This is a genomic window from Flavobacterium sp. FlaQc-52, assembly GCF_044007495.1.
Taxonomy (GTDB): Bacteria; Bacteroidota; Bacteroidia; order Flavobacteriales; family Flavobacteriaceae; genus Flavobacterium; species Flavobacterium cupriresistens.
In genome coordinates this window covers 54407-81344 of the sequence record NZ_JBIPCV010000006.1, presented here as the reverse complement: position 1 = coordinate 81344, position 26938 = coordinate 54407, and the positions used below count along the sequence as shown (strand labels likewise).

Below are 26938 nucleotides of genomic sequence, written 5' to 3'. Positions count from 1 at the left end.
ATGGTGATTAATGATTGATGATTTTAGATTGTAGATTTTAGATTTTAGATCGTAGATTTTAGATTGATGGCTTTTAAACACCCCTAATCCTGTTGATTACGGTTTGCTAATGCTCCTTTTACTGTTTGATAATTTTTATTCACCTTCGTGATTACTTTTTCTCTGAACGAAAGCTCTAGTTCACCATCGACCTGTTGAAGCAAATCATTGGCATTGACTTTTACTTTAGCTTTTGTTTTAACCGTATTCTCTGCTACAATTGTTTTTTCTGCTGTATTTAACAGCACTTCTACCGCTTCGTTTTTTTGTTTTTCCGAGGCAGGTATTTGTTGATTGACTGCTTGTGATTGTTGATTGTTGATTGAAGACTCCGCTACTTGTTTTTCATTGTTTTTGATTCCTTTATTTAATTTTTCATTTGAAATTTTCTCTGTGTTTTTTGAATGCTGTGCATTCTGAATTGCCGTTTTTTCTGAGACTACAACTTCTTTTTTATCTAAAGTTACATTTAGTATATTTTGCTTTTCTATTGTATCTTTTGGACTGTTTTGCTCAACAACCACATTCTTCACAGGCGTTTCAACAACACTTTTCTTTTGATTAAAAAAGAATGTCCCTACCAATAAAAAACCGACAATACTGGCTGCGATATACAGACCTCTTTTCCTCAAAGCCAAAAATGAGCGAGATCGAACTACAGGCTCCTCTTTCTCCGCAACATTCAACATGGCGTCTAATCGATCCCAGGCTTTGTCGCTTGGTTCAATCTTGCGTTGGTTTAGCTTTTCACGGAAATCCTTTTCAAAATTATTCGGTTCCATTGTCTTGTTTTTTTACTATTTTAATTTGTGTTTGCAGCATTTTTCTAGCGTGCGATAATTGCGATTTTGATGTTCCTTCACTAATTCCTAACATCTTCGCTATTTCATTGTGTTTGTATCCTTCGATCGCATATAAGTTGAAAACCATTTTATAACCGTCCGGTAAAGCGTCTATTAAAAACTGGATCTGCTCTATTGAAAACTGGCTGTCTATGGCATTAAAACTTTCTTCTATATAAATCTCGTCTTCAACAAATTTTACTTTTTTCTGAACTCTTAAATACGAGATACATTCGTTGACCATAATCCGTCGGATCCAACCTTCAAAACTTCCTTTGTGCTCAAACTTGTTTAGGTGGGTAAACACTTTCATGAAAGCAGTTATCATTACATCTTCCGCCAACTGAATGTCTTTTATATATTGCCTGCAGACACTCAGCATTTTTGGAGAAAACCTACCATAAATCTGCTGTTGCGCTTGTCGATTGTTATCGACAGCTAACTTTATGATTTTGGTTTCTTCCTGATGTAACTGAATAATTTTCATTAATAAGCGTTCTGGTTTTGGTTTTGAAATAGTCTTCTATTAGCATAGACGATTGAAGTTGTAAAATGGTTGCATCGAAATAGTGAAATTTAAAATCCAAACTTTTTAAACTCCAAATTCCAATCTTACAGTGCTTATTTTTAAAGGGATAAGCGTTTTTATTAAATTAAAAAAAAGCTAATTATTTTTTCTTTGCTACTAAAATTCACTTCCAAAGTTAACGCTGAAATTGCAAACTACTTCTTAATTTGGTATTTTTGAATGAGATTCTTGTACCAATCTTGAAAGGACCGGGATGGATTAACAAAAATTCAAAAAAGAAACACTTTTAAATTTTATGAAAAATAGCACCATTCAAAAAGTAACACTGGACGATATTACGCAATTACAGAAAATTGGAAGACAAACTTTTTCTGAAACTTTTTCGGGAGATAACTCTGAAGAAGACATGACGCAATATTTAGACGAACATTTTTCAACAGAAAAATTAACTAATGAACTTAACAACAAAAACTCCGAATTTTATTTTGCTGTTCTTGACGGTGCCGTAATCGGTTATTTAAAACTGAACTTCGGCGAATCCCAAACTGAGTTAAAGGATGCTAAAGCAGTAGAAATTGAACGAATTTATGTGCCGAAAGAATTTCACGGGCAAAGTGTGGGACAACTACTTTACGAAAAAGCAATTCAGGTAGCCAAACAAAAAGAGGCCGATTATGTTTGGTTGGGGGTTTGGGAAGAAAACAAGAGAGCACTTAGTTTCTATACCAAAAATGGTTTTATAGCATTTGACAAACACATTTTTGTTTTGGGAAATGATCCGCAAACCGATATTATGATGAAACTTCAATTGAAATAATACAGGGCAACGCCAACGAAGGATTTATCTAAAAGAAAAAACTTATTTCTTTCTCTCAATAACATAATTCACCATCAAAGTCAAAGCGGCTTTGTATTCAGAGTCTTCAAAATTTTGAAGTAATGAAAGTGCTTCTTGCTGGAATTCGACCATTTTGTTTTCGGCATAGGTCAAACCATTATGGTCTTTGACAAAGGCAATCACTTCTTTAACTCTTTTCTTGTCTTTGTTGTGGTTTTTGATCGAGTTGATGACCCATTTTTTTTCCTGCGGTGTACAATTATTGAGCACATGAATTAAAGGCAAAGTCATTTTTTGCTCTTTAATATCAATTCCGGTTGGTTTTCCGATGGCTTCTTCGCTATAGTCAAATAAATCGTCTTTGATTTGAAAAGCCATACCGATAAGCTCCCCAAACTTGCGCATGTTTTCTACCTGCGCATCGTCTTCGATTACCGATTTTGCACCAAGTGCACAACAAGCCGCGATAAGTGTAGCAGTCTTCTTTCGGATAATTTCGTAATAAACCTCTTCGGTAATATCGAGTCTTCTGGCTTTTTCGATTTGAAGTAATTCTCCTTCGCTCATTTCGCGAACAGCAACAGAAATAATTCGGAGCAAATCAAAATCACCGTTATCAATAGAAAGCAGTAGCCCTTTTGACAGTAAATAATCCCCAACTAAAACCGCGATTTTATTTTTCCAAAGTGCATTGATCGAGAAAAACCCACGACGACGATTACTGTCATCCACCACATCATCATGTACGAGAGTTGCAGTATGAATCAGCTCTATTACCGATGCTCCGCGATAGGTTCTTTCGTTCACAATTCCACCCGAAACCATTTTAGCGGTCAGAAAAACAAACATCGGACGCATTTGTTTTCCTTTGCGGTTTACGATATAATACGTAATACGGTTCAGTAATGCGACCTTTGAGGTCATCGATTCATGGAACTTTTTTTCAAAAAGTTCCATCTCGTTAAAAATGGGCTGTTTTATTTGAGAGGTAATATTCATTTCGATTCCAAATATACTATTTTAAATAAAAAAACGTAGCGTATTTTAGATTAGTATGTCAACATTTTATGCACTAATTTTAAAGTTTACGGAAGCAAACTTATAAACGTTCTGCAGCAGGATCTTTTTTTAGCACCAATTCTCAATCGATTTGATTCTGATAGAGGATCAAGTACAAAACCTGTCGAGTAGTAAAAAATTGAATTTGAAAGTTTAATTTATCTAAAAAAAAAACGTTTACACAAAAAAACACCCCGCTTGTCATTTCGACGAAGGAGAAATCACACAAGAAATTCCGTAAAGAAAATCGCCAATCTTTGTAGAATATTGGATGTGATTTCTCCTTCGTCGAAAGGACAGAAATGCAGGAAATAGGGCTTTAACGATTGACAATGTAACGATTAATGCTTCAACAAAATGCTAAACTAGTATTGATTAACACTATTTCTCCTCCATCGAAAGCACGAACGCAGCGATTAAACTTTGCGACTCTGCGACTTTGCTAGATTTTTACTTCTCCACAACTTTTAAACTTGATCTCTGATACACTCTAAAAACCAAAACCTTTTTTGCCAAAAAAAAAGCATTAAAAACAGATCTAAATCTCGTCTTTAATGCTTTTTTATGCTGTATAATTAAAAAACTATCCTTCTTTATTTGCCAATTGTCCGCAGGCGGCATCGATATCTTTTCCTCTGCTTCGACGTACTTTTACCACTACTCCGATATTCTCTAATGCTTTTATATAAGCTAATATAGATTCTTCTGAAGCTTGTTGAAATTCTCCATCGTCAATTGGGTTGTATTCAATTAAATTGACCTTACAAGGCACATATTTGCAAAACTTAACCAAGGCATCAATTGAGGCTTTATCGTCGTTGATTCCTTTCCAAACCACGTATTCGTACGAGATTTTGTTTTTGGTCTTTCTGTACCAATATTCTAAAGCTTCACGCAAGTCTGCCAGCGGGAAATTTTTACTAAAAGGCATGATCTTCGCGCGAATTTCATCAATAGCTGAATGCAAGGAAACCGCTAATTTGAATTTCACATCATCATCGGCCATTTTTTTAATCATTTTCGGAATTCCCGATGTCGAAACCATGATACGTTTTGGCGACATTCCCAGGCCTTCTGTAGAGGTAATCATATCGATTGCTTTAATGACATTGTTATAATTCATTAAAGGCTCTCCCATTCCCATAAAAACAATGTTCGACAATGGATGATTATGATACAAACGACTTTCTTTATCTATAGCCAAAACCTGATCGTAGATTTCTCCCGGTTCCAGATTTCGCATTCTTTTTAATCTTGCTGTGGCACAAAAATTACAATCTAAACTGCAACCCACCTGACTGGAAACACAGGCTGTTGTTCGGGTTTCGGTAGGAATCAAAACGGATTCTACCACCAAACCATCATGTAAACGAACTGCATTTTTTACGGTTCCGTCGCTACTGCGCTGCATGGTATCAACCTTAATGTGGTTAATTACAAAATTATTCTCCAACATGGCCCTTGTAGGTTTGGCTACATTGGTCATATCCTCAAAACTGTGTGCTCCTTTACTCCATAACCATTCATAGACTTGGTTGCCACGGAAGGCTTTGTCGTTATTAGCGACAAAAAAATCCCGTAATTGATCTTTTGATAAGGCTCGTATGTCTTTTTTCTCGATTTGCATGGTGCAAATTTAAGCACTTTTGTTGTTTTTTTCTATTTTTTAAAGTCAATCTTCCTAAATAGCCCTATTTTAGAAAATGGTGATCCTCTCCACTTTTATTGTTATCTAATCTCTAAAGTCTTTTAAATCGCAGTATTTCATTTTTAAAGCTTCAAAAAAGCAATTAAAATTCGATAGAGAAACTTCTTTAAAAATTCGATTATTTCAATTCAAAACAGTAAAAACAAGACTCTTACTGAAAAGAGAAACACATCCTCCAATACCGGGTTAATTAGTATAGAACTTTAATACCTTTTTAACCATGACTTTTATCATGCCCGTCTTTAGGTGTTCCCCATACATTTGATCTAAGAAATAAGGGGCAGCTTTCAATACTGCAAAACCTGATCGAGATAGAGATTTCCTTATTTAGAAAGATTAACCAATACATTATTAAAAATGAAGACAATTAAATCAATTTTATTGACCGTACTTTTTACAATCGTATCCTTACAACTCAACGCACAAAAAAACTATCTGGTGGCCAAATCGGCTTTTGAAGTTGCCGGCACTTCAACCGTACACGACTGGGTAATGAAATCTTCGGAAGGGAGCGGTATTGCTAACTTAACTGTTAAAGGTTTTAAATTAACGGAGATTAATAACTTAACCATTACCCTTCCGGCAGAAAGTATAAAAAGCCCTAAAACAAGTATGGATGAAATCGCCTATGAAACTTTGGAGACCAAAACACATAAAAATATCAAGTATGTTTTAAAATCAGCCACTCAGATAAACGAAACAACCTGGGTATTACTTGGAACTTACACCATTGCTGGTGTGAGTAGAGACTATAAAACCCAGATCAGTACAGTGAGTACTAATGGAAACATTATTTTACAGGGGTCTAACCAAATCACTTTTGCCGATTTTGAAATGGCTCCTCCACAGGCTGCACTGGGAATTGTTAAAGCCGGGAAAAACTTAACCATAATGTTTCGCATTACGCTAAGCCAGGAAGGTCATTTAAGCACTTCTGATTATTTGACACAAGCGAAATAACAACAAAAACACTTAACTCCTTACCGCACAGCCAAAAGATCAAATTAGAAACGCTTTTCGTCCACTCATCAATTACAATATCTAAAAAAGCTTTTATAGAATTTTTAGTAAGTTTAAAACTTTGGCACAAGAATTGTCTTTCAGTAAAAAGAAAGATAATCGCACAAAGAGCTCAATCATTTTAAAATTTGTACTTTTATTTTTTCAGCTTTATAACCTTTATAATTTAATCTATTTAAAAATCTAATTAATCATGAAAAAACAAATTTTAAGTTTAGCTGTTGTTGCTCTATTAGCAGTTACTGTACAATCTTGCGGAGACAAAAAAGAAACAAAACCTGAAGAAGAATTAACACTTGGAAACAAGGTAGATTCGCTAACTACAGACCTTGAAGAAGTGAAAGACAGCGCTGTAAGCAAAACAGAAGATGCTGCACAGGACGTAAAAGATGCTACCAAAAAAGCCGCTGATGATGTTAAAGACGCGACTAAAAAAGGAGCAGATAAAGTAGAAGCAGCTGCTAAAGCCGCTAAAGACGGAACTGTAAAAACAGCTAAGGAAGTAGATGCTGCTCTAAAAAAATAGCATTCTATTTCAATTCATAAAAGAACCATTCGCTACAACGAATGGTTTTTTTATGGGAAAAAGTTACCCAATATTTTTTGTATTTTTGTTTTTCAACCTTAGAAGAATATCACATGCATTTTATATCACAGGAATTAGAGGATTACATCGAACAACATTCTGAAAACGAACCGGAATTATTGGCGAAATTAAACAAGGAAACCTACCAGAAAATACTTTTGCCAAGAATGTTGAGCGGGCATTTTCAAGGTCGTGTACTGAGCATGTTGTCTAAATTGATCCGTCCGGTAAACATTCTTGAAATCGGGACTTACACTGGTTATGCTGCTTTGTGTTTGTGCGAAGGAATGCAGGAAAACGGGCAATTGCATACGATTGATATTAAAGAGGAATTAATTGATTTTCAAAGAAAATATTTTGATGCCTCACCTTGGGGAGAACAGATTTTCCAACATCTGGGAGAAGCTGTTTCTATTATACCAACTTTAGAGGTAAAATTTGATTTGGTTTTTATAGATGCCGATAAAGAAAATTACCTGAATTATTGGGAAATGATTGTTCCAAAAATGAACAAAGGCGGTATTATTTTATCCGACAACGTCCTTTGGAGCGGCAAAATCCTTGAACCGCTACATCCAAATGACATTAGCACAAAAGTTCTTTTAGAATACAATACGCTTCTGAAAAACGACCCTAGAGTTGAAACGGTTTTATTACCTATTCGCGATGGATTGACAGTTAGTCGGGTACTTTAGTTTTTAAGTTACTGAGGTTCTGAGGCACTGAGTTGCTGAGATTTTAAATTCTGCCTAAAGCCTTTTGATGTTTTGCTGAATTTTACTCCTTCATCTCAATGTCATTAAGTTAATGATATTTTTTCACGCGGATTCTGCGGATTTTTTTCCATTCCGCTAAAATCTGCGTGAGACTTTTTTTTTGACAATCCTTAACTTAATGAAACTGGAAACTATTGCAAATTGCAATAAATCTACTGACTTCTCACTAAACTTGGCTCCTCCATTTCTCGCGCTAATTACAAACACTTAAAACGAACCCTTAAATGAATTATCTGAACAAAATAGATACAGACGGCTTTGCTATTATTGATAAGGTGTACAACGAGAAGGAAATCAATAAAATAATCTCCTTAATTGAAAATACGACCGAAAACACAACCGAAAATGCCACTTTTAGAAAATCTCAGGATTTATTTGCCATTAGGCAATTTCACAAAGAAATTCCGGAAACTTTAGATTTTATTTTCAATCAAAACTTAAAGGATATTATAGAAAATACTTTTGGGAAAGGTTTTTTTATAACCAAATCGATCTATTTTGACAAACCCGAAAAATCAAACTGGTTTGTTGGGTATCATCAGGATTTGACTATTTCTGTTGACAAAAAAATGGAGATTGAAAACTTCGAAAACTGGACGGTTAAACAAAATCAATTTGCTGTTCAGCCCCCAAAAGAAATTCTCGAAAATAACTTTACGATACGAATTCACATGGACAAAACCACAAAGGAAAATGGTGCTTTGAAAGTGATAAAAAATTCTCATTCTAAAGGTATTTTAAGAATCGAAAATCTCGAAATGGAGGATGAAACGATTTGCGAAGTTGAAAAAGGCGGTATCATGATTATGAGACCTTTGCTTTTTCACGCATCCAGCAAAACAACAAATAACGAAAGAAGACGTGTAATTCATATTGAGTTTAGTAAGCAAGAGCTTCCAAACGGTTTGTTGTGGAGTGAAAAAGATTTTATTTAAAATTAACTCAAATACCATGAGCGGCATCCAATACTCTTTCGGCTTGCGCAACATGTCTTTGATTGTGGTAAATTACAAATCTGAAAGTATCTCCTAATTTCAAACGTATTCCTTTAGAGATACTGATGGCTGTTTTTGTTTTAGCAAGACTTACTTCTTTGGCACTATTCAACAATTCGAGCATCTCAATTTGCTGGTTGATAAAATCATCAATAACGGCTTTGTCCAATGTGCTGTTTATGGGATTCATGCTCTTAAAAGTCTTCATTGTATTTAGCTTTTCTTTTGGCATCATACTTTTTGCGAAATAATCTCCCAGCCAGCCACTTTTAAAATACCTTTCCTGTTCTGAACTGGTTTTCTGTATTTGCCCGGTAATTTCAGGAAGATAAAATCTACCGTAGCGATTAAGATGTTCCAAACATTCCAAAATACTCCAGGCCTTAGGGTTTGTTCTGAAATTAAGCACGGCATCACTTTCTGCTTTCAAAGACTCTGCTTTGTCAATAATTAGTTGTGTACTCGTTATTAAGTCTTTTATTAAATCCTCCGATTTTATATTCATGTTGCTGATTTTTGACAAAGTTCCTTAACTTTTGAACAGAAAACATTGATTGAAATCAACGTTTTTTTAGCCTCGACAAAGTTTCGGGGCTCATCCTCAAATAATTTGCAATATGTTTGTTTGGAACTTCCTGAAATAACTGTGGACTTCTTTTCAACACCCTCTCAAAACGTTCTTTGGGCGAACTGATCAGAATGTCTTTTTCCCGCTCAACTTGCTGCAGAACGAGATCTTCTATAATTTTTATCCAAAGTCTGAGATTATCTTCGTTCTTGTTAACAAAGTTCATAAATCCCTTTTTCGGAATAACTTTTACCAGCGTCTTTTTTATAGCCTGAATATAAAAATCCGATGGACTCTCAGACAGAAACGAGTCTATTGGAACCACTATATTGTTTTTATACCCAAAACGAATAATACGTTCTTCATCGTCATCCAGTACAAAAATCCGCAGACTGCCCTCCTCTATAAAATAAATATTGGTATCAACACTTCCTTCTACTTTGAGGAATTCATTGCGCTCAATGGCAATTGTATTTTCAACCAGATTATTTTGTTGGATCAAGTGTATGAGGTCACCGACTTTCATATCGTACTACAGTTTAACAGGATGAATTTAGTTCTTTTTATTTGTACAGAAAACCATTGGCGATTATTATTTAACAATAGTACTAAAGCTGCAGAAAGAATAGTGAGTTTTTTGACACTGGTGCTTATACTACTGCAGTTCAAAGACGAATAAGAGTCTGCGAATCACAAACAGAAGCTAAGATTGCCTATTTCCGATCTCTATATTTAGTTTTTAAATTTAAAGACTTAGAACCTTAGAATCTCAGTACCTCAGAACCTTATCAACGCTCTAATATTATCCCGGAAAGTACCTTGGTTTCAATTTTCGATACAGCAAATAAATCAATGTCCCAAAAACGGCTCCAACAAAATAGCCGGTAAGAATGTCTACCGGATAATGCAATCCCAGATAAATACGGCTATAAGCGAATACTAACGGCCATAAAAACAAGAAACCCAAATATCTAAAATGGCGTTTTAAGACTAAGTATAAAAAGGTCGCAACAGCCATCGTATTGGCAGCATGACCGGAGAAAAAACTAAATGATTTTCTAGCCTGAACAATACGAATAAAAGTGTTGATTTCTGGGTTATTACAAGGACGTAAACGCTGAACGGTATTTTTAACCAGATTGGTAGTTTGATCGGTAAACGCAATTAAAATCGCTATAAAAAGAAGTACATACAAGGTTTGTTTTCCTCCTATTTTTTTATAAATCAGATAAAAAATAAGTAGGAAAAGAGGCGTCCAATTCAATTGATTGGTGATAATCAACCATAATTTATCGTAAGTTTCAGAACCTAAACCATTCAGATACACAAAGAGGTTGGTATCTAATTCTTGTATTTTTTCGAGCATTATCTTTGGCGTTTTACAGGTCCTGAGATAGAGTCAATATCTTCTTTTACTTTTTCGATCTCATTGGTTGTATCGCCAAGCAAATTAGTTGTATCTCCCAGTAAATTAGTTTTTGCATTATTGATTTCAGCATTGATATTTCCAGTGATATCCGTCAAAGATTTAGCGTCAAGACCATTGGCCTCTGCTCCTTTTTGAATTTCACTTTTAATATCGTTTGTAGCATTTTTTAACTGCGCCATTGCTTTACCCATTGTACGTGCGATTTCAGGCACCTTATCTGAACCAAAAAGCATTAGTACTATAAACAGTATGAAAACTAATTCTCCTCCTCCTATACCAAACATATCTTTTATTTTTGTGTAGCTACAAAGATATTAAAATTTGTAGCCGCGAGTTTTAAAATTTACTTAAAAAGAATGTTTAAGCGTTATTTATTTTAACCGCAAGGTACGCAAAGAAAAAACGCAAGGTTCACAAAGTTTAATTATTGCTTTGCGAACCTTGCGTAAACCTTTTGCGGCCCTTGCGGTTAAATTTTTATTCTTAGTCAAACTTTGACTTCACTTCTACTTTTGGCCAGGAATTATTGGTTACATCAATATCAGCAGTCATTAATTTTGGATCTATTTGTATGCTTTTGATTGCTTTTTCTGTTGCATACACTTTTTTAGCTGTGTCGTTATTCTTTCTCCAGATTTGAGCAGGATATTGGAAATTTTGTTGTGTTCCGTCCTCATAAGTAATCTCAACCAAAATCGGCATAATCATACCGCCCGGTTTGTTAAACTCAACTTCGTAGAAATATTTAGGCGATTTTAAACCTGCTTTTTCCTCTGCGGTAAAAGTCTGATCTACATAATCTGCCAATAACTTTACCTCTTCTACTTTTAATGCTTTTTTCTTAGAAGTATTCACTTCTGCATTATCACCAGCAACCAGGTAAACAAATGGCCCTTTATCATACCCGAAACGTCCTTTTTTAACCTTTATGTCTTTGATATCTGCTGTTGGAGTATCAGAAACATAATATTGTTTTACGTCATTGATTCCGATATCTACAAAATCAGTTGAATAAAACCATCCTCTGAAAAACCAATCTAAATCAACGGCAGAAGCATCTTCCATTGTTCTGAAAAAATCTTCAGGAGTCGGGTGTTTGAATTTCCATCTGTTGGCATATGTTTTAAAAGCATAGTCAAACAATTCTCTTCCCATCACTACTTCTCTTAAAATATTAAGTCCCGTAGCCGGTTTTCCGTAAGCGTTATTTCCAAATTGCTGAATCGTTTCAGAATTAGACATGATTGGCTCTAAAAACTTTTGATCTCCGCTCATATAAGGAACAATATTTTTTGCAGGACCACGTCTTGATGGAAATTTAGAATCCAATTCCTGTTCTGCCATGTACTCCATAAACGAATTTAAACCTTCATCCATCCAGCTCCATTGACGCTCATCTGAGTTTACAATCATTGGAAAAAAGTTATGACCCACTTCGTGAATTACCACACCAATCATTCCGTTTTTAATTTCTTTACTCGTTACCCCGTTTTCATCAGGACGACCATAGTTCCAACAAATCATTGGATATTCCATTCCTTGGTCTTCTGCCGAAACAGAAACTGCTTTTGGATAAGGATAATCAAAAGTGTGAGAAGAATAACTCTTCAAAGTATGCGCAACAGTCATCGTAGAAGTTTCTCCCCAAAGCGGATTTGCTTCTTTTGGATACACTGATTCTGCCATTACTACTTTGTTATTTAATTGTACAGCCATTGCATCGTAAATGAATTTTCTTGACGAGGCAATTCCAAAATCACGTACATTTTTAGCACTGAATTTCCATGTTTTTTTCTTTTCAGAAAAACCTTTTTCAGCAGCTTCTGCTTCAGCTTGTGTTACAATTACAACCGGTTTGTCAAATGATTTTTGAGCTTGCTCGTAACGTTTCACTTGTTCTGCTGTGAAAACTTCGCTTCTGTTCACTAATTCTCCCGTTGCATCAATAACGTGATCAGCAGGAACGGTAATATTTACGTCAAAATTTCCGAAAGGCAACGCAAACTCTCCGCTACCCCAGAACTGCATATTTTGCCAGCCTTCTACGTCATTGTAAACGGCCATTCTTGGATAAAACTGCGCAATTACATATAATTTGTTTCCGTCTTTTTCAAATAATTCATAACCGGAACGACCTCCACCTTCTTTGCGATAGTTATTGATGTTGTACCACCATTTTATTGCCAATGAAATCTTCTCTCCCGGTTTTAGAGGTGTTGCCAAATTAATACGCATCATGGTTTCGTTGATCGTATAAGACATGGCGTTTCCTTTAGCGTCTTTAACCTGTTCGATGTTAAAACCACGCTCTAAATCTTTCTTTAAGTACTTATTCGAGAAACCTTCAAGTGGCAATACCTGATTCATTTTTTCGCTTTCCGCCAAAGAAGTTTGTGTGTTTGCTTTAGCCTGGTTCTGGTCTAACTGAATCCACAAATACTCTAAAGTGTCCGGAGAGTTATTGGAATACGTAATAACTTCAGAACCCGTTAATTTTGATTTTTTATCATCTAATTCTACATCAATTTTGTAGTCTGCCTGTTGTTGATAATAAGCCGGCCCCGGTGCTCCCGAAGCGGTACGAAACATATTAGGCGTAGCCAGTAAATCGTACATCTGGCTAAATTTGTTTGTATCGTATTTACCTTGCTGTTTTGGTACAACAGGCGTTGTTTTCTCCTGAGCTATCAACATAGCCGGAAAAAGCAATAATAACGAAAGTGTTTTCATAAGTGTTTTTGGTTTTCTTTGAGGCTGTGAAAATAGCAATTAATCTAATAATTACGCCCTTTCAACTAATATTTTAACACTTCTTTCCTTGAGGATTCTGTAAAGAGAACGCTCTTTTTGGTTCCAAAGGCTGAAATATGTGTAATATTTTGCTGTTCAGAATTCCAATCTACTAAAATGGTATTCGAAATTTCGATGGTCTTAAATTTGTCAACGTCTTTTATACGGCTGTAACAAACCAATACATCTCCTGCCTCTACTTCTTTAGATAAAAAAGCAATTGATTTGGACTGACCGTTTATTTTTATTGAAAAATGCTCTGTAAGATACTTTTTCAATAAATCAACATCAGCCTGAGTTTCCTTTTCTGTACCAACGAAGGTTTTTTTGTGGTACTTCTTCTCCAGACCATTATTTAAATCGTCAATAAAAATGCGGGATGTAATTTGAATCATCTTCTTTTCGGCCGCATAATTGACCTGAAAAACACCCACATAAAACTTATGAAAGGTAAAAGCTGAAAAGGATAAAAACAATATCCCGATTAAAGGATAAATTAATCTGTTTTTCATTTTTGATTCACTGCCGCTTTTTTAAACTCTTTATTTTTATTGACCATAAAATCCATCAGAATAAATTTGTCTTCTGGTTTTAGGTATTTTTTAGATTCACCGTCATTTGAACAGAACATTAAAAAAAGTTCTATTTCGTCCGGTTTTAATTCCAGTGTTTTACTGTAAAAATCAGGGGTGAAATTATCTTTAGCATAGGCAACAAAAGCGATATCAGAAATCACATCGTCTTTTACATCGTCTTTTTTACGAAGAAGCTTTTTAACGTCTTTAAAAATACGAACAAAGTCAGTTCCATATTTTATAGTTTGATCAGAGTACATTGCGATATTTTTTGCGGTCGATTGTTTATCGTCTACAAACTGCATGTCTACAAATTTCTGCGAACCTCCGTCAAGAGATTTCACTTTTAGATCCTTATGAACAATAACTTCTTTTAATTGATTATTTACCAAATCTAATTTTACCAGAAAAAGGATTTCAGCACAATCTTTCTCTGTCAAAACAACTTTTCTGGATTGAAATGCCAATCCTGAAAACAATAAAGTATCTTTAGGTTTTGCCAAAATATCAAACAATCCGCCAGAACCGATAAACGTTCTTACGTTTGCATTAACATTCATTACATAACCACTTTCAATGGCAAGAAAGTCATTTATTACCTGCCCGTGTAGTGGTTTTCTTGTATTGTTTTGCCCTAAAACGATTTGACAAAATAAGCATGCAATAAGTAGTCCTAATTTATTTTTCATTTTCTAGAATTATTAAGTATTTCCTCGCTAGTTCGGTTATCAAAAACATACTCAGTGTTTTGTTTTTTGTATCCAAAGATACAGCAAATTCGCCATCATCCACACAATATAATTGAAATCCTTTAATGTCTTCGGGTGAAATTTTTAATCTTTCCGTATAATAATTCTCATCAAACATATACTCCATCTTTCTGAAAAGCGCTTCTTTTTTCTCGACATTCACTTCTTTTTTCAACATGGTAGTCCGACCTGAAATTTTATTTAACAATTTATCTATCGAAGTAGATGTTGCTGTATATACTTTTCGCTCTGCAGGAGTGTATTTTTTCTGACCGTACGGAATAATTCCCAGATTCTCAGCAGTAAGATCCGCGTTTTCATTGACAACAACTTCTTTCAACTGAATTTCTTTGACTGTCATTTTTACAACAATTGAATTCAAACTCAGATCATCAGCTGTAACCCTGTGTTTAAGCGGCTCTAAATTAACAGACGAAAAAACCAGAACATCTCCTTCTTTAACCACAATCGCAAACATACCGTTTACATCTGAAACAGTAGCTTTCTGAGTCGTATTATTGATAATATTCACTCCTTCAATTGTTGTAGAACGCTCTACAACCTGCCCCGTGATTTCTTTTGAAACAGGAGACTGTCCAAAAGTTATTCCGGTAATCAATAAAAGCAATGCCAGTAAAATATTATTTGTTTTCAATCGCAAGTATTTCTTTGTATTTTACAGCCAGTTCTCCCAGTAGGAATTCAGTAGCTGTTTTATTATCAGAGTTCAAAATAACGGTAAATTTATCATTATCTACCGCATAATATTCAAATCCTTTTACGTATTCAGCAGGGATTTTCAGTCTGTTTACAAAATGATCCATACTAAACATTTTCTCTAAAAGCTTCATAAAAAGTTCTTTTTTCTCTACTGCAACCTCTTTTTTCAACATGGCTGTTCGACCCGATAAAAAATTAAACAACGGATCTGCCGAAACTGATCCGCCTGCCATTAATCCTGCATTTGCAGTAGGATTTAAAGCTGTTGCTGTATGTAATTTCCGCTCTGCTTGTGTATATTTTTTCTGATCGCCAGGAATAATCCCTAAAGAAACAGCATTAATACCGCTATAATTCCGCACAATAACTTCCTGTAAATGATGCATTACCATATTTAATCGTACCGTAAAATTGAGATCGGAAAAATTTTCAGTGGTTAACAGAACCCTACTTTCTTTAAATTGTATGGAAGAAAAAACGAGGGTATCTCCAGCTTTAGCCATAATAGAAAAAGCACCGTCTCCACTCGTTGTAGCCATAACTTCTGTTTGAGCGTTTACCACATAAACTCCTTCCAAATCATTGGTATTGGAGGCTATTTTTCCATTAATAGCTATACGCTCCTGACTTTGCCCCCACACCGACTGGCTCAAAACAATAATCAAAACACATAAAAACTTATCGCTCAAAATATAAAGATTAAAATTATTCTTAAAAATGTAAAAATATCTTAATGTCTTCTAAATTTAATACTAACGGCTTGGTAAAAATATGTTAATTAAACTGCGGATTTCCAGAATCGAAAAGGAGTTTTTAATATCTTTAACGGAATCAATTTGAGTCCATATTTTTATGAAAAGCATTATCATTGCCAGCACTTCTACCTTACACGAAGGCAGCTATTTAGCGTATTTATTACCTACATTACAACAACATTTCAAAGATTGCAAAAGCATTTTATTTATTCCATTTGCAAGACCGGGCGGAATCACGCACGACGAATATACCGAAAAAGTAACACAGGCATTTGCAACAATTAACATTGCTGTAAAAGGAATTCATACCTGTGAAGATGCAGCAGCTGCTATAAAAAATGCAGAAGGTATTTTTACAGGAGGAGGAAACACTTTTTTGTTAGTCACTCAATTGTATCAACATAACATCATGCAAATCCTTTCTGAAACTGTAAAAAACGGAACACCTTATTTAGGAACCAGCGCAGGTAGTAACATTTGCGGTCTGTCGATGCAGACAACGAACGACATGCCTATCATCTACCCTCCAAGTTTTCAAACTTTAGGATTAATTCCTTTCAACTTGAACCCACATTATTTAGACCCTCAAATCAACTCGACACATATGGGAGAAACCCGTGAAACGAGAATTAAAGAATTCCACGCTTTTAACTCTATACCGGTTTTAGGTTTAAGAGAAGGAAGCTGGCTGGAAGTAAAAGGAAATAAAATCACTTTAAAAGGAGCTTTATCTGCTCGTTTATTTTTAAAAGATCAAAATCCGGAGGAATTAGAAACCGAAACAGACTTAAGCCATCTGAATTAAAAACAAAAAAACCGAAACATAATAAAATGTTTCGGTTTTTTAAAGAGCGAAAGACGAGGCTCGAACTCGCGACAACCAGCTTGGAAGGCTGGAGCTCTACCAACTGAGCTACTTTCGCATTAACAGGGTGCAAATATAAATAATTAAATCAATTAAAAAAATAAAAATCAAAAATTATTTAGCTTTGTTAAAAAAACCGAAACGATTAAATTCCGGTTTTTTTAGAGCGAAAGACGAGGCTCGAACTCGCGACAACCAGCTTGGAAGGCTGGAGCTCTACCAACTGAGCTACTTTCGCATTACTGTGGTGCAAAGATAGAGAATAATTCAAGTTCAAAACAAGCTTTTTCGCAAAAAAAATCAATAAAAATCAACAATAATTTATAACTTATTTAAAGTTAAAAAGTTACACATCCAATTATTTTTCAAAATTATGAATCTTATTAAAGAAATACCATCAAAAGAAACCTATATCGTCCGTCAACCCGTTTTAAGAAAAGGGAAACCTATAGAAAGTTGTGTCTTTGATGGAGACGATTTAGAGACAACACACCATTTTGGCCTGTTCACAGACGAAAGTTTAGTAGGAATTATTTCCTTATTCACAAAAATCAACACTACCTTTGCCGAAAAAAACCAAGCACAAATTCGTGGGATGGCCGTTTTAGACACTCATCAGAAAAAAGGAATCGGTGAAGCTTTAGTAAAACACTGCGAAGCCTATTGCGTTGAAAATCAAGTTGATTTAATTTGGTTTAATGCAAGAACAGCCGCCGTTGGGTTTTACAAAAAAATGAACTATCAAACTGAAGGAGAAGCGTTTGAGATCACAGATGTCGGGGAACACTATTTAATGTATAAACCATTATAAAATGAACAAATTTTACTTTTTATTAGTACTATGCATACTGTTTAGCTGCAAAAAGGAAACTCTAAAAGTTCCGGTAAAAAAAGCCGTTCGACCTCCTGCGCTTATACTTACTGACGAAAGAAAAGTACAAATTGACACTGCACTCCTTAACACTTTCAAAAGCGAAACGCTTATACAATTTTATCTTTCCTCAGAAAACAAAACAGTCTGGGGAAATTTAAAAAAGAGAACTTACGTTTTATCCTTATTAAAAAAATCGGATGAACTAGGCTTAAATCCAGACGATTACAAAATAAAAGCATTAGAAAAATTCGAAAAAAAGATAAGTTCTTTAAGCGATACGGACTTAGCCAATTACGACACCTTACTCACTTATAATTTCGAATTGTATTTAACGCATTTGTACAAAGGGAAATTAGATCCTAAAAAATTATATGCCGATTGGGATTTAGAAGAAAAGACATTTGACGTCAATACTGCTCTTGTAAAAGCTTTCAACAAAGACAAATTAGACAGTCTGGCCGAAAATTGTCAGTCAAAATCATATACCTATAAACAGCTATTAGCAGCACTTAAAATCATCGATACTTATCCTGATGATAGTGACATTAAAAAAATAGAATCTCCTGATAAAACAAAAATCACATTAAATGATACCAGCAATGCCTTAATAAACATCAAAAAAAGGCTTTTGTTCTGGAAAGACATGTCGGGAAGAAAAGATAGCCTGACCGAAATTTACGATCAAAAAACATTTGAGTCTGTCAAAAAATTCCAGGAAAGACATGGTTTAGCCGCAGATGGTGTCATTGGCGTAGGAACCATAAGCGCTTTGAACTTTTCTAAAAACAAAAGAAAGGAACAAATTATTGCCAATTTGGAACGATGGAGATGGTATACTAATGAACTAGCAGAAAACTATTTTATCATCAACATTCCAAATTACAGTTTAAATGTGGTTGAAAAACAGGACACCACTTTGGTTCGAAATATTGTTGTAGGAACCAGTAAGAGAAAAACACCAATTATAACATCGAAGCTCAGAACGATTGTTTTTAACCCGACATGGACTGTTCCTCCTACTATTCTTAAGGAAGATGTTGTTCCGGAAATGAAACGCAATCGAAATTACCTCAGCAAAAAAAACATTACAATATATGACAGTGCTGGAAATGCGGTAGAACCTGCTGCATGGAACGAAAACAATCCGGGGAAATACCGCTACGTACAAAGTCCCGGTTATAACAACTCCCTGGGTGTGATGAAAATTTTATTTCCAAATCATCATAGCGTGTACTTACACGATACGAATCATCGCAATTATTTTGGAAGAAACAATCGTTCGTTAAGTTCGGGCTGCGTTCGTATAGAGAATCCATTGGAATTGGCGGAACATGTTTTAGATTCTTCCGATGTGTCTGTAAGCTGGCCGAAAGAAAAAATTGACTCTATTATTGAGACTAAGAAAACAATCAGTGTTAAGATCAGAAAAAAATATGCTTTATATCAATGGTATTGGACCGCATGGAGCAAAAAAAATCAGCTCATTTTCAGAGCTGATATTTATAATTTAGATTCGGATTTGTATAGTAAGTTACGAGATTAACTTCTCTTCTGCCGAGAATCCTCTCGACGGATGATAAATATACAAACACGATTTATCTTTTATAACCTGAATAATTTCATTTGTCAATTCAACCGGAAGAGCGGGACAACCCTGACTTCTTCCTAATCTTTTATTGTTTCTGATGAACGATTCTGAAACATAATCGGCACCATGAACCACAACTCCCCTTTCGCGGGCATTGTCATTAACTCCTCTTTCTAAACCATCCAGACGTAAGGAAGCTCCGTGTTTCCCTTGGTAAATTTCACCTGTGGCATAAAATCCTAAACTACTTTTGAAGGATGAGTTTGAGTTTGAAAATGCTGATGCAAATTCTTCACCCGTATTCCTGCCATGCGCTACCAACGATTGAAATAGAATAGTATTAGTTCCCATATCAATCACCCAAAGGCGTTTGACGTTGGATGACAGACTAAAATCAATTAAAGTCAAAATGTCTTTCTGAACAACACCTCTTTCTTTGAGTAAGTAAAACCCTTTTAAAGCTTCAGAAAAAGTCCTGAGTTCCGGTAACGAAAAATTGTTTGAATTTAAGGCGTGGTATACACTTTCAATTTTAGCATCAACCGTCAGTTTTTCAACTTTGGCAATACTTTTTGTTGTTACCTTTTTTAGTTCTGTTGTGTTTTTAGAATCTCTGCCAAAAGACAAAAGTAAAAACACCAGTAATGGATAAATTTTGTAAATCATTGAATTTCTTTAGGTTAATAAAAAATTTGGGCATCGCAAATGTATAAAAAAAACCTAGCCAGCAAAATAAAACAATGTTAATCAAGGTCTTTTTGTTTAAATTTTAACAATTCTAAAGGAAAAAATTAGCATAACGGACTAAAAAAATTAATTTTACAAAGAATTTACTGGTAAAAAACTTTTTTTTCGATTCGGTAGTTAAAAAGCACGTATTTTTCGCACCATTTGACTCAAAACTGCCACAATTACAAAAAAATTCCGTCTTTACATAAATCAATTATCACATTTACTCTCTATATAGGTTCCATGAAAAATTTAGTTTTTTTTACCCTTCTTCTCTCCTCTTTTTGGGCTTACAGCCAAAAGAAAACTTTGCAGGCACAGCAAATTTCGCAAGGTATTTCTATTGATGGAAAACTGGATGAACCAGCTTGGGAAACGGCAACCGTTGCTTCCGATTTTATCATGTTTGAACCGGATAACGGAAAACCAATTCCCGACACAAAAAAAACCGAAATCAAAGTGCTGTACAATAACGACGCTCTTTATATAGGTGCCATTATGCACGATGACGAACCCAATAAAATACTAAAAGAGATTTCTCAAAGAGATGATTTTGGAACAGCCGATCTTTTTGGTGTTTTTATAAATGGTTTTAATGACGGTCAGCAGAACTTCGAATTTTTTGTATCTGCTGCAGACGTTCAGGCAGATTGCATAATGACGGATGCAAACGGCGAAGATTATTCCTGGGACGCGATCTGGATTAGTAAAGCCGTGCTGTCCGATAAAGGATGGGTAGTAGAAATGAAGATTCCCTACGCTGCCTTACGTTTTTCAGAAGGAAAGAAACAGACCTGGGGAATTAACTTTTTCAGAGAAATCAAACGCGAACGAAAAAAATACACCTGGACTTTAATCAATACTAAAATAGGTACTTTCACACAACAAAATGGTAATCTGGAAGGAATTGAAAACATCAAACCTCCTACCCGATTGTTCTTCATGCCTTATGCTTCTTACTATTTAAATGCTGCCGGAAATCAACAAACGTACGGTACAATGAAAGGCGGAATGGATATTAAGTACGGTATAAACGATGCTTTTACACTGGATGCTATTTTGGTCCCCGATTTCGGACAGGCAAAATACGATGATCAGATTTTGAATCTGGGTCCGTTTGAACAACAATTCAATGAAAACAGAGCCTTTTTTACCGAAGGAACAGATCTCTTTAATAAAGGAGAATTGTTTTATTCGAGAAGAATTGGCGGCAAGCCTACTATTGAACCGGATCTGGAGGATAATGAGAAGATAATTGAAGACCCGCAGAATGTAAATCTGATCAATGCCCTGAAAATTTCGGGACGAACCAAAAAAGGTCTTGGTATTGGAATTTTAAATGCTGTGACAGAAAAAACATTTGCCACTATAAAGGATACCCTCACAGGAGAAACCAGACGTGTAATTGCTGAGCCGTTAATGAACTACAATGTTCTGGTTTTAGACCAGCGTTTTCGTAAAAACTCATCTGTAACCTTCATTAATACAAATGTGACCCGAAATGGTCATTTCAGAGACTCCAATGTTTCGGCTTTGGTTTGGGATTTAAACACTAAAGCCAATACTTATAACTTATCAGGAAATTTCAAATACAGTACCGTCCATGATACAGAAGATAAAAACGGAATATACGCCAACATAGGCTTTGCAGAAACCAGTGGAAACTATCGTTATAGCATAGGCTCCGATTTTGTGTCTAAAGATTACGATCCTAATGATTTAGGAATTAATTTCTATACCAATTATTACAACTTTTTCGGAAATGCCAATTACAGAATACTGAATCCTACCAAACTTTTTAATGCTTTTAAAGTCAACCTTAACACCTATACTGAATTCAACAAGGATTCCGGAAAAATTCAGGAGAGCAATATTGCCGTAAATACAAATGTAACTACCATAAAAAACAATTATTATGGTTTTGGTATTTCTTTATACCCTTTTGAGTCTTACGATTATTACGAACCGAGAGCAACCAACAGATATGTCGCTCTCCCAAGAAGGTTTGAATCATGGGCAAGTGTTTCGACCAATTACAATTATAAATTTGCGCTGGATTTCAATCCTACCATTGCCATTATGGATGAACCGGGACGCATAAATTACGGTTTCGATATTGGTCCGAGGTATCGTTTTAGTGACAAACTGTTATTAAATTATACTTTTAGTTTCCTTAGAAGAAACAACAACAAAGGCTATATTGACAGTTTTGATCAGGACAACAATCAAGACACTCCAAAGGATATCGTTTTTGCCAATAGAACTGTAATCACTTACTCTAATACACTAGGCGGAAAATATGCCCTAAACAGCACCATGACTATCAATCTGGCGGTACGTCAATATTGGTCGTTTGCAGAGAATAAAGAAATACTTCAACTCGAATCTAACGGAACTTTAACTCCTTATCCGGAATACACCAAAAACAAAAACTCCAGTTTTTATTCCTGGAATGCCGATTTATCGTACTCTTGGTGGTTTGCTCCGGGAAGTCAGCTTTCTGTTTTATACAGAAACAATGCTTCTAATTTTGAGCGTGTTATTGATAAAGATTACGGATCTAATGTAACCAACCTGTTGAACAATGAGGCTCTAAAACACATTTTTTCTGTAAGTGTCAAATATTTCATTGACTACAATGCCGTCAAAAACAGGCTTAAAAACGGAGTCTAGTCTGAATTAATTTTAAAAAATAAAGGCTTCTATAATTAAATTAGTATTTTTCAATACGGTTCATTTTATTAACTGTAATTGTAACAATGCTTCCTTGCTCCTTTTAGAAATGGTTTATCTTTGCAGAAAACAAAAAATGATGAACAAGAAAGTTATACTAATGATTTTAGACGGATGGGGGAAATCTCCTGATCCTAAAGTTTCTGCAATAGACAATGCAAATGTTCCTTTTATAAACAGTCTTTACCAAAACTACCCAAGCGCCCAACTTAGAACCGATGGCTTAAACGTTGGTCTACCGGAAGGTCAGATGGGAAATAGCGAAGTCGGTCACATGAATCTTGGTGCAGGAAGAATTGTATACCAGGATTTAGCCAAAATAAATCTGGCAGTAGCACATCAAACACTTGCCAAAGAACAAGTGCTTATTGATGCCTTTACCTACGCCAAAGAAAACAACAAAAAAGTACACTTTTTAGGATTAGTTTCTGACGGTGGCGTACACTCTCACACGTCTCATTTACGTGGATTGATTGATGCTTCTCAGGAATATGGTTTGCAAAATGTTTTCATCCATGCTTTCACAGACGGTCGTGATGTGGATCCTAAATCGGGAGCAAAATACATTCATGATTTAGAAGATCACATTAAAGATACTCCTGTAAAAATTGCCTCTATCATAGGTCGTTATTACGCAATGGACCGTGATAAACGTTGGGAACGTGTCAAATTAGCTTATGATTTACTTGTAAATGCACAGGGAACACACTCTCAAAATGCGGTTGCAAGTGTGCTTGACAGTTACGCCAACAACATAACCGATGAATTTATCGAACCAATTGTATTAGTTGACGAGCAACAGAAACCATTGGCAACTATTGCTGATGATGATGTGGTGATTTTCTTTAATTTCAGAACAGACAGGGGTCGTGAACTTACAGAAGCGCTTTCGCAGCAAGACTTTCACGAGCAAAACATGCACAAGCTGAACCTGTATTATGTTACGCTTACCAACTACGACGAAACGTATCAAAACGTAAAAGTAGTTTACAATAAAGACAACATCACCGAAACTCTTGGTGAAGTTTTAGAAAAAGCCGGTAAAAAACAGATCCGTATTGCCGAAACTGAAAAGTACCCACACGTTACTTTTTTCTTTTCAGGTGGAAGAGAAACTCCTTTTGTGGGAGAATCCAGAATTTTAAGAAACTCTCCAAAAGTAGCTACTTACGACCTGCAACCGGAAATGAGTGCCTACGAACTGAAAGATGCTCTTGTTCCGGAATTAAACAAAGGCGAAGTTGATTTTGTATGTCTTAATTTTGCCAATGGTGACATGGTAGGACATACCGGAATCATGAGTGCTGCAATTCTGGCTTGTGAAGCGGTTGATGCCTGCGTAAAAGGGGTTATCGAAGCGGCTTTGGCAAATGATTATACTACGATTGTAATTGCCGACCACGGAAATTGCGAAACAATGATCAATCCTGACGGAAGCCCAAATACAGCCCACACCACAAACCCGGTGCCTATTATCCTGGTTGACAAAGAACTGAAAAACATTAATGATGGTGTTTTAGGAGATATTGCGCCAACAATCTTAGAGCTAATGGGAGTTCAGCAACCGGCAGCTATGACTTGTCATTCGTTATTGTAATAGGTGCTTTTTTTTAAAACATGGAGTTTATTTTTATATGCTTTGTGTTTGGTTTACCATATAAGTGATGTAAGTTCATTTTACTGGGGAGCTTAAAATATGCTTTTTGTTTGGTTCACCATATAAGTGATGTAAGTTCATTTTACTGGGGAGCTTAAAAAAGGAGTGGTCTTTAAACATAAAAAAAGGAGTAAAAATCTAATGATTTTTTGCTCCTTTTTACATTTTATAATGTTCAAAAATCTCGCCAAGTCGCAGAGTCGCAAAGTTAAAAAATCAAACAAAAAACTTTGCGACTCTGCGACTTTGCGAGAAATGTTTTTTTCTAAACCCAACAACATTAAAGCAAAACAAAAAAAAGAACTTTTTTTCAACACCCCCAGTAAAATGAACTTACATCACTTATATGGTTTAAAAAAAATTTCACATAACACTATAATGATACACCCACTCCACAGCGTAAATGACTAAACCAATCAAACCACCAACCAATGTCCCATTGATTCTGATGTACTGAAGGTCTTTTCCGATTTCTAATTCCAGTTTTTCTGAAACCTCTTTACCGTCCCAGCTTTTTACCGTCGAGGATATTAAATCTCCGATTACTTTTTTATTATTCAAAAGCACGGTCAGCAAATCATTCTTGATAAAATTATTGATCTTATCGATCATCACTGCATCTTCTTTAAGTCCATTTCCGAAACTCTGAACGAGACTTGCGATATTATTTTTTATCGATGATTCATTTCCTTTCTCTAAATCATTTGTGATCGATAGTTTTATCTCGTCCCAAATTCCATTAATGTAATCCTGAACTTCCTTTTTTCCGGCAAAATCAAGAATCATAGTATTTATTTTGACTCTCATCTCTTCTGAGTTTTTGACCTTATCCAGAAAATCATAAACATATTCGTCTATTTTGATCCTAATGGCACTTCCGGGATGTTTGGCTTCGTTTAAAAAATCCTGCAATCCATTAAAAACCCCTTCCGAAATGCTTTTATCCGCCAAACCGAAACTCAGAAAAGGAGTCGATGCTTTTACTTTTTTCCGAATTAAATCTTTATTATTGCTCAATTCTGTGCTCATGAGCGCTAAAAGATTCGTCAGCAATTGGTCTTTTACATTCCCTTTCTGCAAAGGCTCTAAGGCCAGAGCGACCCAATCTCCAAAATTAATTCCGGCCAGTTTTGCTGCAAATTGAACCTGAATAAATCTTTTTATGTCTTCGTCTTTTATCGCCTTTAAAATACCCGGAATTACATTTACCGCTACCAAATCGGCAATTTTAGCTGCATTGGCTTCTTGCGACAACCAGTCGGAAGCTTTTTCCGCAAAATTGAATTCTGCCAACTTGATTTCTAATTTCTCCCGATTCAGGAATTCTTCCGAAACAAAATTGCCCAGATTCTCTCCGATCTCATTTTTTTTGGTTGAAATAATCGCCGTATGCCAAATCGGAATCCCCAGCGGGTGCCGAAACAAAGCCACAACCGCAAACCAATCCGCAATACCGCCAACCATTGCCGCTTCACTAAAAGCTTGCAACATCGGAATCTTAAAATAAACCGCCACTACAAACAAAAGCACTGCGACTCCTAAAAGTGCCAGAGCATTTCTCTTCATGCGTTTCAGGGCCTTTTCTTTTATTCTATTTTCTTGATTTACAACTGACTCCATAACAGCTAAAATGTTTGATACGCTAATTTAAGCTTTTTTATCCAAACTTAATTCAGAGGAATATTCTGTTGTTTTTTACTCTTGCATCAAATTGAAAGTCAACAAACAAAGGCTATGACAGCGATTTAATTGATTAAATAAAAGCTAAAGTTTCATAATTAAAAGTATTACTATTATCTTTGCGTAAAATAATATCGAATTATGAATGCAATATTTTCAAATATAAAAATTCAGGTTAACGAAAAATTATATGTAAAAGATCCTGAAACCTCTGATTTAGGGAAGAAGATTGTGGGAAACAGTATTCTTTTAATCGATCAGATCGGTATCGAGCATTTTACTTTCAAGAAATTGGGAGAACAAATTGGTTCAAATGAAAGTTCGATTTATCGCTACTTTGAAAACAAACACAAACTGGTTGTGTATTTATCATCCTGGTATTGGGGATGGATGGAATACAAGTTGGTTTTTGCCACTAACAACATCACCAATCCAACCGAAAGACTACACAAAGCAATCACCATTGTAACGGAAAAAATCACAAATAATCCCGTCACTACCCATATTGATGAGGCTATTTTGAATAAAATCATAATTTCAGAATTCACCAAAACTATTTATACCAAAGAGGTTGATGAGGACAACAAAGAAGGTTTTTTTCTGGTTTACAAAAGAGTTATTAATCGAATCATTAGCATCGTGCAGGAAGTAAATCCCAATTATCCTTTTGCCAAAAGTTTAGTTTCAAGCATCGTTGAAGGAAGTCTGCATCAGCATTTTTTAAACGAACATTTAAAGACGATAACAGACTGTAATGAACCTGTAACGGTAACTTCCTTTTATCTGGATTTAGTAGACCGAATTCTTTCAAAATAAAAAATAAATCATAATACC

At 35.3% G+C, this 26938-nt stretch carries 26 protein-coding genes and 2 tRNA genes; 11 read left to right on the top strand and 17 right to left on the bottom strand.

The window, feature by feature from the left end; genetic code table 11:
• Nucleotides 1-83 precede the first annotated feature (83 nt).
• Together ACHRV5_RS12500 and ACHRV5_RS12495 are read right to left on the bottom strand one after the other, a co-directional pair.
• Nucleotides 84-821 carry a hypothetical protein gene (locus ACHRV5_RS12500; protein ID WP_395426982.1) on the bottom strand — a complete coding sequence of 246 codons (738 nt, stop codon included), beginning with the start codon at nt 819-821 and terminating at the stop codon, nt 84-86.
• Complete coding sequence (locus tag ACHRV5_RS12495) at nt 808-1368, bottom strand: RNA polymerase sigma factor (protein WP_395426981.1); 561 nt, start codon at nt 1366-1368, stop codon at nt 808-810. The genes ACHRV5_RS12500 and ACHRV5_RS12495 overlap by 14 nt, the downstream gene beginning before the upstream one ends.
• Before the next feature lie 337 nt (nt 1369-1705).
• Here ACHRV5_RS12495 and ACHRV5_RS12490 point away from each other — a divergent pair, with 337 nt between their 5' ends.
• On the top strand, nt 1706-2227 hold the full coding sequence (locus tag ACHRV5_RS12490; protein ID WP_395426980.1) for a GNAT family N-acetyltransferase: 522 nt from the start codon (nt 1706-1708) through the stop codon (nt 2225-2227).
• Between the two features lie 42 nt (nt 2228-2269).
• On the opposite strand, the gene ACHRV5_RS12485 is transcribed toward ACHRV5_RS12490, so the two are convergent.
• Nucleotides 2270-3247 carry a polyprenyl synthetase family protein gene (locus tag ACHRV5_RS12485; RefSeq protein ID WP_230004605.1) on the bottom strand — a complete coding sequence of 326 codons (978 nt, stop codon included), beginning with the start codon at nt 3245-3247 and terminating at the stop codon, nt 2270-2272.
• Nucleotides 3248-3890: 643 nt separating this feature from the next.
• The gene (gene rlmN / locus ACHRV5_RS12480; RefSeq protein ID WP_047778368.1) at nt 3891-4934 is read right to left on the bottom strand and encodes a 23S rRNA (adenine(2503)-C(2))-methyltransferase RlmN; all 1044 of its coding nucleotides are present in this window, start codon (nt 4932-4934) and stop codon (nt 3891-3893) included.
• A gap of 438 nt (nt 4935-5372) precedes the next feature.
• Between rlmN and ACHRV5_RS12475 the strand changes: the two genes are divergently transcribed.
• The 4 genes from ACHRV5_RS12475 (at nt 5373) to ACHRV5_RS12460 (ending at nt 8332) form a co-directional block, all read left to right on the top strand.
• A complete protein-coding gene (locus ACHRV5_RS12475) occupies nt 5373-5975 on the top strand; it encodes a YceI family protein (protein ID WP_395426979.1) in 603 nt (200 codons plus the stop codon).
• Nucleotides 5976-6228: 253 nt separating this feature from the next.
• Nucleotides 6229-6561, top strand: a complete 333-nt coding sequence (locus ACHRV5_RS12470; RefSeq protein ID WP_047778366.1) for a hypothetical protein — start codon at nt 6229-6231, stop codon at nt 6559-6561.
• Nucleotides 6562-6674: 113 nt separating this feature from the next.
• Entirely contained in the window at nt 6675-7316 is a 642-nt protein-coding gene (locus ACHRV5_RS12465) for an O-methyltransferase (RefSeq protein WP_047778419.1), read from the top strand.
• 305 nt (nt 7317-7621) lie between these two features.
• Nucleotides 7622-8332 carry a phytanoyl-CoA dioxygenase family protein gene (locus ACHRV5_RS12460; protein WP_395426978.1) on the top strand — a complete coding sequence of 237 codons (711 nt, stop codon included), beginning with the start codon at nt 7622-7624 and terminating at the stop codon, nt 8330-8332.
• A gap of 7 nt (nt 8333-8339) precedes the next feature.
• Here ACHRV5_RS12460 and ACHRV5_RS12455 read toward each other — a convergent pair whose 3' ends face one another.
• The 9 genes from ACHRV5_RS12455 to ACHRV5_RS12415 all read right to left on the bottom strand — a co-directional run bounded on the left by ACHRV5_RS12455 (nt 8340) and on the right by ACHRV5_RS12415 (nt 15912).
• Nucleotides 8340-8897 (bottom strand): DinB family protein, encoded by a 558-nt coding sequence (locus ACHRV5_RS12455; protein ID WP_395426977.1) that lies wholly within the window; start codon nt 8895-8897, stop codon nt 8340-8342.
• 55 nt (nt 8898-8952) lie between these two features.
• On the bottom strand, nt 8953-9486 hold the full coding sequence (locus tag ACHRV5_RS12450; protein WP_395426976.1) for a Crp/Fnr family transcriptional regulator: 534 nt from the start codon (nt 9484-9486) through the stop codon (nt 8953-8955).
• A gap of 276 nt (nt 9487-9762) precedes the next feature.
• Nucleotides 9763-10326, bottom strand: a complete 564-nt coding sequence (locus tag ACHRV5_RS12445; RefSeq protein ID WP_395426975.1) for a phosphatase PAP2 family protein — start codon at nt 10324-10326, stop codon at nt 9763-9765.
• On the bottom strand, nt 10326-10673 hold the full coding sequence (locus ACHRV5_RS12440) for a twin-arginine translocase TatA/TatE family subunit (protein WP_047778361.1): 348 nt from the start codon (nt 10671-10673) through the stop codon (nt 10326-10328). Before ACHRV5_RS12440 ends, ACHRV5_RS12445 begins: the two co-directional genes overlap by 1 nt.
• A 199-nt stretch (nt 10674-10872) precedes the next feature.
• On the bottom strand, nt 10873-13119 hold the full coding sequence (locus tag ACHRV5_RS12435; RefSeq protein WP_395426974.1) for a M1 family metallopeptidase: 2247 nt from the start codon (nt 13117-13119) through the stop codon (nt 10873-10875).
• Between the two features lie 65 nt (nt 13120-13184).
• A complete protein-coding gene (locus ACHRV5_RS12430) occupies nt 13185-13691 on the bottom strand; it encodes a DUF6702 family protein (RefSeq protein WP_395426973.1) in 507 nt (168 codons plus the stop codon).
• Nucleotides 13688-14443: a hypothetical protein gene (locus ACHRV5_RS12425; protein ID WP_047778358.1), complete on the bottom strand. Its 756-nt coding sequence runs from the start codon at nt 14441-14443 to the stop codon at nt 13688-13690. Before ACHRV5_RS12425 ends, ACHRV5_RS12430 begins: the two co-directional genes overlap by 4 nt.
• Nucleotides 14433-15158, bottom strand: coding sequence for a carboxypeptidase-like regulatory domain-containing protein (locus tag ACHRV5_RS12420; RefSeq protein WP_395426972.1), 726 nt, complete (start codon nt 15156-15158; stop codon nt 14433-14435). The genes ACHRV5_RS12425 and ACHRV5_RS12420 overlap by 11 nt, the downstream gene beginning before the upstream one ends.
• On the bottom strand, nt 15145-15912 hold the full coding sequence (locus ACHRV5_RS12415) for a hypothetical protein (RefSeq protein ID WP_230004597.1): 768 nt from the start codon (nt 15910-15912) through the stop codon (nt 15145-15147). Before ACHRV5_RS12415 ends, ACHRV5_RS12420 begins: the two co-directional genes overlap by 14 nt.
• A 163-nt stretch (nt 15913-16075) precedes the next feature.
• Between ACHRV5_RS12415 and pepE the strand changes: the two genes are divergently transcribed.
• Nucleotides 16076-16783 (top strand): dipeptidase PepE, encoded by a 708-nt coding sequence (gene pepE / locus ACHRV5_RS12410; protein WP_230004596.1) that lies wholly within the window; start codon nt 16076-16078, stop codon nt 16781-16783.
• 45 nt (nt 16784-16828) lie between these two features.
• Here the strand turns inward: pepE and ACHRV5_RS12405 are convergent.
• Nucleotides 16829-16901: transfer RNA gene (locus tag ACHRV5_RS12405), tRNA-Gly, on the bottom strand.
• A 107-nt stretch (nt 16902-17008) separates the two neighbouring features.
• Nucleotides 17009-17081 (bottom strand) — tRNA-Gly (locus ACHRV5_RS12400).
• 135 nt (nt 17082-17216) lie between these two features.
• Here ACHRV5_RS12400 and ACHRV5_RS12395 point away from each other — a divergent pair.
• Together ACHRV5_RS12395 and ACHRV5_RS12390 are read left to right on the top strand one after the other, a co-directional pair.
• Nucleotides 17217-17654, top strand: a complete 438-nt coding sequence (locus tag ACHRV5_RS12395; protein WP_230004595.1) for a GNAT family N-acetyltransferase — start codon at nt 17217-17219, stop codon at nt 17652-17654.
• 1 nt (nt 17655) lies between these two features.
• Nucleotides 17656-19260: a murein L,D-transpeptidase gene (locus ACHRV5_RS12390; protein WP_395426971.1), complete on the top strand. Its 1605-nt coding sequence runs from the start codon at nt 17656-17658 to the stop codon at nt 19258-19260.
• Here ACHRV5_RS12390 and ACHRV5_RS12385 read toward each other — a convergent pair.
• Nucleotides 19249-19971: a murein L,D-transpeptidase catalytic domain family protein gene (locus tag ACHRV5_RS12385; protein ID WP_395426970.1), complete on the bottom strand. Its 723-nt coding sequence runs from the start codon at nt 19969-19971 to the stop codon at nt 19249-19251. The two genes, ACHRV5_RS12390 and ACHRV5_RS12385, sit on opposite strands and share 12 nt — an antisense overlap.
• A gap of 306 nt (nt 19972-20277) precedes the next feature.
• Between ACHRV5_RS12385 and ACHRV5_RS12380 the strand changes: the two genes are divergently transcribed.
• Together ACHRV5_RS12380 and gpmI are read left to right on the top strand one after the other, a co-directional pair.
• Nucleotides 20278-22707: a DUF5916 domain-containing protein gene (locus tag ACHRV5_RS12380; RefSeq protein ID WP_395426969.1), complete on the top strand. Its 2430-nt coding sequence runs from the start codon at nt 20278-20280 to the stop codon at nt 22705-22707.
• A 139-nt stretch (nt 22708-22846) separates the two neighbouring features.
• Nucleotides 22847-24364 (top strand): 2,3-bisphosphoglycerate-independent phosphoglycerate mutase, encoded by a 1518-nt coding sequence (gene gpmI, locus ACHRV5_RS12375; RefSeq protein ID WP_395427070.1) that lies wholly within the window; start codon nt 22847-22849, stop codon nt 24362-24364.
• Nucleotides 24365-24787: 423 nt separating this feature from the next.
• Here the strand turns inward: gpmI and ACHRV5_RS12370 are convergent, their stop codons facing one another.
• Nucleotides 24788-26044, bottom strand: coding sequence for a DUF445 domain-containing protein (locus ACHRV5_RS12370; protein ID WP_395426968.1), 1257 nt, complete (start codon nt 26042-26044; stop codon nt 24788-24790).
• Nucleotides 26045-26245: 201 nt separating this feature from the next.
• On the opposite strand from ACHRV5_RS12370, the gene ACHRV5_RS12365 reads away from it, so the two are divergent.
• Nucleotides 26246-26920 (top strand): TetR/AcrR family transcriptional regulator, encoded by a 675-nt coding sequence (locus ACHRV5_RS12365; RefSeq protein WP_230004590.1) that lies wholly within the window; start codon nt 26246-26248, stop codon nt 26918-26920.
• Nucleotides 26921-26938 lie beyond the last annotated feature (18 nt).